Below are 5,382 nucleotides of genomic sequence, written 5' to 3' on the forward strand. Positions count from 1 at the left end.
CCATCTAATATAGGCAAAACCACATGATAATCTGTTTGAAGTCTTTCAGCAACCTCTTTCACCTCGCTGTAAACTTCCGATTTTTCGTTCTCTGCGACTTCCCAATAAACGGGAATTTGACTTGCCTATTTTCTTAAAATCTCATGTGGAGCTTCTATTTCATTTGCCAAGGTATGCTCTGTTAATTCTGACATCAATTTCAATTTTTTATTAATCAATGGTCGCATACAATTAGGAACATGTTCCTGATGCGCTCTGTGGATTGCTACACATTCCTTACAGTTTCCGTGATAACGACAGGCTTTCAGGCAAGGACAGTGATCTTTGTCTTTATACTCCTTACGAAATTCCGCTGCAAATTCTTCTTGCAGTCTCAGCCCCTCGACACGGTTTCCCTTATGAAATTCTACCATTGCATCCAGTTCTTTCTGGTTCCCTTCAATCTTCATGTTATTATAGCGCCTCCATTTCAACTATTCCTCATTTTCTGATAAATTCCGATTTCATGATATCATTTCTAATACAGATTTTACCGTATTTTTCAGATTCAGTCCATCTTTTAATCCCAACCGATAGAAAAACTCTTCTGTATCTGCTCCACTGCTGAAAATTGCATTACAGTATTCCGTAATCACTTCTTCCTATTCTGGGGATAACGTTTCCAGTAATTTCTGGTATTTCTTATCAATCTCACTTACCGTCTCTTTATCCTGATTTAACTTCCATTCCGAATACGCTTTTCCCATATGCTCTGTAATTGTCAGATTTACAAATTCTTGCACTTTCTCTGACATGGTACTCTCAGCTTCCTGTTTGTCTTTCTTTTCCTCATTTGATTTCTCAAGTGTTGTATCATCAATATAACGAATGATTTTTCGAATATTTGACTTCATCGACTGCAAATATCCCTTGATCAACACTGCAAGTTTTCTTGCTTCAGACGCTTCTGTTTCAGGATTCGACAAATAAAACTCTTCCAATTCTTTCAGGAGATCTATCCCTGATTTCATCTGAAATTCTACATCCAGCAAATCGTCCATCACTTTATATAATTCTTCCATCATCTATTTTTGCCTTTCTATGTATAGCATACTCAAAAGTTTTCCACCATCATCCCAGGATAAAATCCTGTAATCCACATTTCACGACCTCAAGCACTGCAACTATCCCCATACCGATATGCGGAAGGAGTACAAACACTACTGTCGTAATTGAAAAAGCAAAACAGTCCAGATATATTGAAACATTCTATAATACAGTCCGTATTCATAGTCATTGTGGATATTTGTCTCCAAATGAATATGAGGAACAATATCTGAAAAACTTGGAAACGGACGTAACAAACTTAGCGAGTTAACAATTACAAAAAATGGGAAATTGGTTACATTTAATTTGTACTTTTTCTTGACATAGGACCAATTATGGCATGGACCAAAAAATCACTCGATAAAAAGGAGGGGATCCTGATGTTGATCCTCTATGCCATTTATGTTGTATATATCTGTATACGATAAATATGAAAATTGATTCACTGATGTGATAAAATTCTACCTTTATATTGGAAACAGAAAACAGAAAAATCGCTTGCCTGCAGATAAATTTCTGCCGGCAAGCGATTTTTATTTTTTCAATTAAAATCCTGTCAATCTGAAAAACATCAATTCATTTGCTGATCCGTCGTCTCGTTCCTGTGTCAGCATAATTAACAGAGAGCCGTCATCTAAAAGCTGCATATCTTCCAGCCATGGATAACTGACACCAAATATGTCCTCTGTAGAAATTGCACCTACGTGCGTTCCATCTTTTGCCCAAAATTGTATTTCACGCATATTTCCATCTGCAGCCACAAAACCATTTTCTGTTTCCGCCATGCCTGTAATGGAACCGAGCTTGTCCGGAGAACTGATATCTTCTCCACCTAATTTCAAAAGCTGATTGCCATCATAATCATAGACAACAATTTTTGTGCCTTCATCTTCCACAGCCATGGAGCCGGCAACCATAATATGACTATTCGTGATCTGTACGTCATCTATCATAGAAAACAGTCCCTTGCGTTCTTCATCTTTATTTAATCCGGTCAGTATCCACGGTTCTGCCGTCAGGTTACCGCCTTGATTCGCAATCTTCTGAGTATCACTGTTCACCCAGAAACTGATTCCCCATTCTCCGGATGGATGCATATTCAGATCTCCGTCTACTGTTGTCTGAAGTGCCTTTTTCCCATCTTTTACGCCAATTACATCTCCAATTCCAGGCGAAAGATATAACATTCCACTGCTGTCCCCAGACAAATATTCAAAATCATCGTCTAATTCCATCGAAGATACGAATTCAAGTCCACTTTCTGAATATTCATAAGTATCCAGTTTGTTCTCCAGCAAATGGAACACTTGATTGCCCTGTTTTACAAACTGATGATCCATAATCTGCATAACTCCCTGTGCTTCTTTAAATGGGATATATTTCGGAACGATTGTATAAGAACCTACCATCTGCTCTGCCAATACAGGTTCAACAGGCTCTCCCTCCCATGGCCATGGTGCGTCTTTATTTCCTTCATCCTCTAATTTCAGCACAATTCCTTCTAACAATTCTTTGTCAGAATCATCTATTTCCTGTCCTCTTACTCTGATATCATAGGATGTGCCAGACTGTTCATAACGATACATATACGTTTTTTCTATGGAATTACTTTCCGGCATTGCTGTATATTCTGCATTTCCTATTGTTACAGTGTCCATTTTCCCTTCAGCATATGCCTCTAAATCCACTCCAAAGGCAATTAAACTCTTTCGATATGTATATGAATCCTCCTTGGTTGCTTCTATAGAAATGACATTCTCGGATCCATCTACTGTATCTCCATCAAAAAATCTAACGTAAGAATATTCTTCATCTTTCTTCATATTCTCTTTATCGTAGTTCCATGCCTTCGGATAATACACTGTAAATAAACTTAATTTAAGACTTTCTCTGTCTTTAAATTCTGTTTCTTCCTGCTCTGCTTTTTCCGATTTTTTCTTCTCCGGATTCTTTTTTTGTCCACATGCCGCTATCATCATCATGCATATCATGATACACAGCACACACCATAGTTTCTTTTTCATGGCGTCTTCCCTCCTTTCATGATTTCCACATCCTTTTCAGTTATTCACTGTCACTTTTTACACAGTGGAATGTGTAGTAGTCATCATCATCACTGTAGTCTACTTTCAAAGTACCATCGTCATTTATCATCACTGTAAGAGATGGATTTTCTGATTCAATCGAACAATATCCCAGTGCAACTGACCATGGGAAAGTCCCAATCTCCTCCCCTTTATAAATAACTGTTACATTACGGTCACTTTTGAAATCAAGACGCAGTGCATCATTGATGTTGTCTACTCCTTCCATAGAAGTCTGAGGTCCGTCTCCTAAAAGTTCTTCCACGCTTTCTGCAGCCCACTCACCTATGACTGCATTTTCCTCCTCTGTCAGATAGAGTGCCGGATCCATTGCATCCGTTCCATCCTTTGCAAAAATCACCTTTACTCCCATCTCGAGCATATTATCAAAAGAAATAATATCTTTTCCGATGATTCCCACCATCTCTTCTCCTTCGATGCTCAAGATAAACTGATTATCTTCGACAGACCATTTTCCATTCCCGGTAGTGTCTCCAACTGAAAAGGAAACTTTTCCGTTGTTTTTTACTTCAAATTCAAAAGCACCTCCGAAAGTTTCATCTATACTGACAGACATTCCCATCATCTGGGCGGACACCGCTACCCATTTTCCTTCATACGGGTTCTTCTCTCCTGTTTTTCCGGAGCCTCCACAACCAATCAGCGCTATCATACTGATAATAAGCACCAGTCCAAATAACAAATTCAACTTCTTTCTCATAATCTTCTCCCCTTTCAATTACTTCTTATCTGCAAAAAAAGGAGTCAGCAATTCTGCCACCTTACTGATTGGCATTGTCTGCAAGATCACCTTTCCCGGTCCTTTCACAACGGTATTAAAAATGCCTTCTCCTCCAATCAGCATATTTTTTACTCCTTTTACAGCTACAACATCCATAGTGCAGGTTTCTTCCATTGCCGCTAAGTACCCCGTACTGATCAAAATTTCCTGTCCTGCACTCAAATCATACTCCACTGCATGTCCATCAATTTCTACAAACGCGGTTCCATTTCCGCTCAATCTCTGCATAATGAAACCTTCTCCTCCAAATATGCCTTTCCCTAATTTTTTCTGAAAATGCATGGACAGTTCTACGCCTTCTTCTGAAGCAAGGAATGCACTCTTCTGCACGATCATGGAGTGACCGTTGCTAATCTCCAATGCTTTGATCGCTCCCGGAAAACTTGATGCAAATGCAATCATTCCGTCTGCACCTTCTGCGGTATATCTGTTTTGAAACGCAGAATCACCAGACATCAGTCTGCCGAACATTTTCTTCATTCCGCCTCCGGAAATCGTCTCCATTTTCATGTTCGGGCTCATCCAGCTCATACTTCCGCTTTCTGTGATCATAGATTCTCCTGCTGATAATTCACATACAACAACTGGTAAATTTCCTCCTAAAATCTCATATTTTTTCATAACAAAGTTCTCCTTTCTTTTTCATTTTTCTTTTTTGTTTTCATCCTACAACAGTACCTTTTTCATTAAGCTTTGTAGCACATTGCACACACATATCCAGATCATCACAGATTAAAAAGCAATGGTCACATACAAGACGCTTACATATCGGACAAATATTAAAGATCTCTTTCGCCTGATTCAATGCTTTTTGAAATGCTAAATTCTTTTCCCGTTCATAAAGTGTATCATAAATAATCTTCCGATTTTCATTTTCCGGTTTTTTCCCCGCTCTGGAAAAACGAATTGGTGTACTTTTCCATACTGTTTTACATTCCATGCAGCATAGTGAAAAGCAAAACTCATCCGGCGTAGAACAATCTATTAAATCCTTTTTCGTAATATATTCCACATTTTAACCTCCTTGTTAACCTCCTTGCTCTATCACCATCCCACTCTCAGTTCTCCCTCCTTATCCATTTCCTTTATTTTTTCTTTTATCGGGCGGCCACCATTTCGTAATAAAAGCGTAACAGATTCAGAAAGCAAATACTATGGTCGCCATTCGTATATTATGCTTATTTTTCAAAATACGAACGATTAGTATACTATATATAGCGTTTTATTTTTACCTCTCCGCTATATATGTGCAATATCTTTTTGTGAAAATATAAAAGAGATCTATCGGCAAACAAAAAAAAGACCCTAGCATCATTTCTGATGCTAAGATCTTGATTGGTCATCTTAACTTAATGACATGATGCCGGGGTCAAAACATAGCGTTTTCTATATACTAACCCCTGCTTGAAC

At 38.4% G+C, this 5,382-nt stretch carries 7 protein-coding genes; 1 reads left to right on the forward strand and 6 read right to left on the reverse strand.

Features of this window, described 5'->3' with window-relative positions; translation table 11 throughout:
- Nucleotides 1-125 precede the first annotated feature (125 nt).
- Together PGU50_RS17760 and PGU50_RS17765 are read right to left on the reverse strand one after the other, a co-directional pair.
- Nucleotides 126-449, reverse strand: a complete 324-nt coding sequence (locus PGU50_RS17760; RefSeq protein WP_004613237.1) for a hypothetical protein — start codon at nt 447-449, stop codon at nt 126-128.
- A gap of 192 nt (nt 450-641) precedes the next feature.
- Nucleotides 642-1,064, reverse strand: coding sequence for a hypothetical protein (locus PGU50_RS17765; protein WP_270247632.1), 423 nt, complete (start codon nt 1,062-1,064; stop codon nt 642-644).
- Nucleotides 1,065-1,210: 146 nt separating this feature from the next.
- Between PGU50_RS17765 and PGU50_RS18275 the strand changes: the two genes are divergently transcribed.
- Complete coding sequence (locus PGU50_RS18275; protein WP_416386978.1) at nt 1,211-1,357, forward strand: IS3 family transposase; 147 nt, start codon at nt 1,211-1,213, stop codon at nt 1,355-1,357.
- 274 nt (nt 1,358-1,631) lie between these two features.
- Here PGU50_RS18275 and PGU50_RS17770 read toward each other — a convergent pair whose 3' ends face one another.
- The 4 genes from PGU50_RS17770 to PGU50_RS17785 are packed head-to-tail and all read right to left on the reverse strand — an operon-like array spanning nt 1,632 to nt 4,984.
- Nucleotides 1,632-3,110: a hypothetical protein gene (locus PGU50_RS17770; RefSeq protein WP_118217428.1), complete on the reverse strand. Its 1,479-nt coding sequence runs from the start codon at nt 3,108-3,110 to the stop codon at nt 1,632-1,634.
- A 40-nt stretch (nt 3,111-3,150) separates the two neighbouring features.
- Nucleotides 3,151-3,891: a hypothetical protein gene (locus tag PGU50_RS17775; protein WP_044999162.1), complete on the reverse strand. Its 741-nt coding sequence runs from the start codon at nt 3,889-3,891 to the stop codon at nt 3,151-3,153.
- A gap of 18 nt (nt 3,892-3,909) precedes the next feature.
- Nucleotides 3,910-4,593, reverse strand: coding sequence for a TIGR00266 family protein (locus tag PGU50_RS17780; protein ID WP_055156124.1), 684 nt, complete (start codon nt 4,591-4,593; stop codon nt 3,910-3,912).
- A 40-nt stretch (nt 4,594-4,633) separates the two neighbouring features.
- Nucleotides 4,634-4,984 carry a hypothetical protein gene (locus tag PGU50_RS17785; RefSeq protein ID WP_055156125.1) on the reverse strand — a complete coding sequence of 117 codons (351 nt, stop codon included), beginning with the start codon at nt 4,982-4,984 and terminating at the stop codon, nt 4,634-4,636.
- Nucleotides 4,985-5,382 lie beyond the last annotated feature (398 nt).

Origin of the sequence: Coprococcus sp. AM11-30B, assembly GCF_027674365.1 — a bacterium.
Taxonomy (GTDB): domain Bacteria; phylum Bacillota; class Clostridia; order Lachnospirales; family Lachnospiraceae; genus Allocoprococcus; species Allocoprococcus comes.

Bases quoted from the DNA above. Each gene is read 5' to 3' on its own strand.
- PGU50_RS17760 (WP_004613237.1), bottom strand. From the start codon at position 449: ATGAAGATTGAAGGGAACCAGAAAGAACTGGATGCAATGGTAGAATTT.
- PGU50_RS17765 (WP_270247632.1), bottom strand. From the start codon at position 1,064: ATGATGGAAGAATTATATAAAGTGATGGACGATTTGCTGGATGTAGAA.
- PGU50_RS17770 (WP_118217428.1), bottom strand. From the start codon at position 3,110: ATGAAAAAGAAACTATGGTGTGTGCTGTGTATCATGATATGCATGATG.
- PGU50_RS17775 (WP_044999162.1), bottom strand. From the start codon at position 3,891: ATGAGAAAGAAGTTGAATTTGTTATTTGGACTGGTGCTTATTATCAGT.
- PGU50_RS17780 (WP_055156124.1), bottom strand. From the start codon at position 4,593: ATGAAAAAATATGAGATTTTAGGAGGAAATTTACCAGTTGTTGTATGT.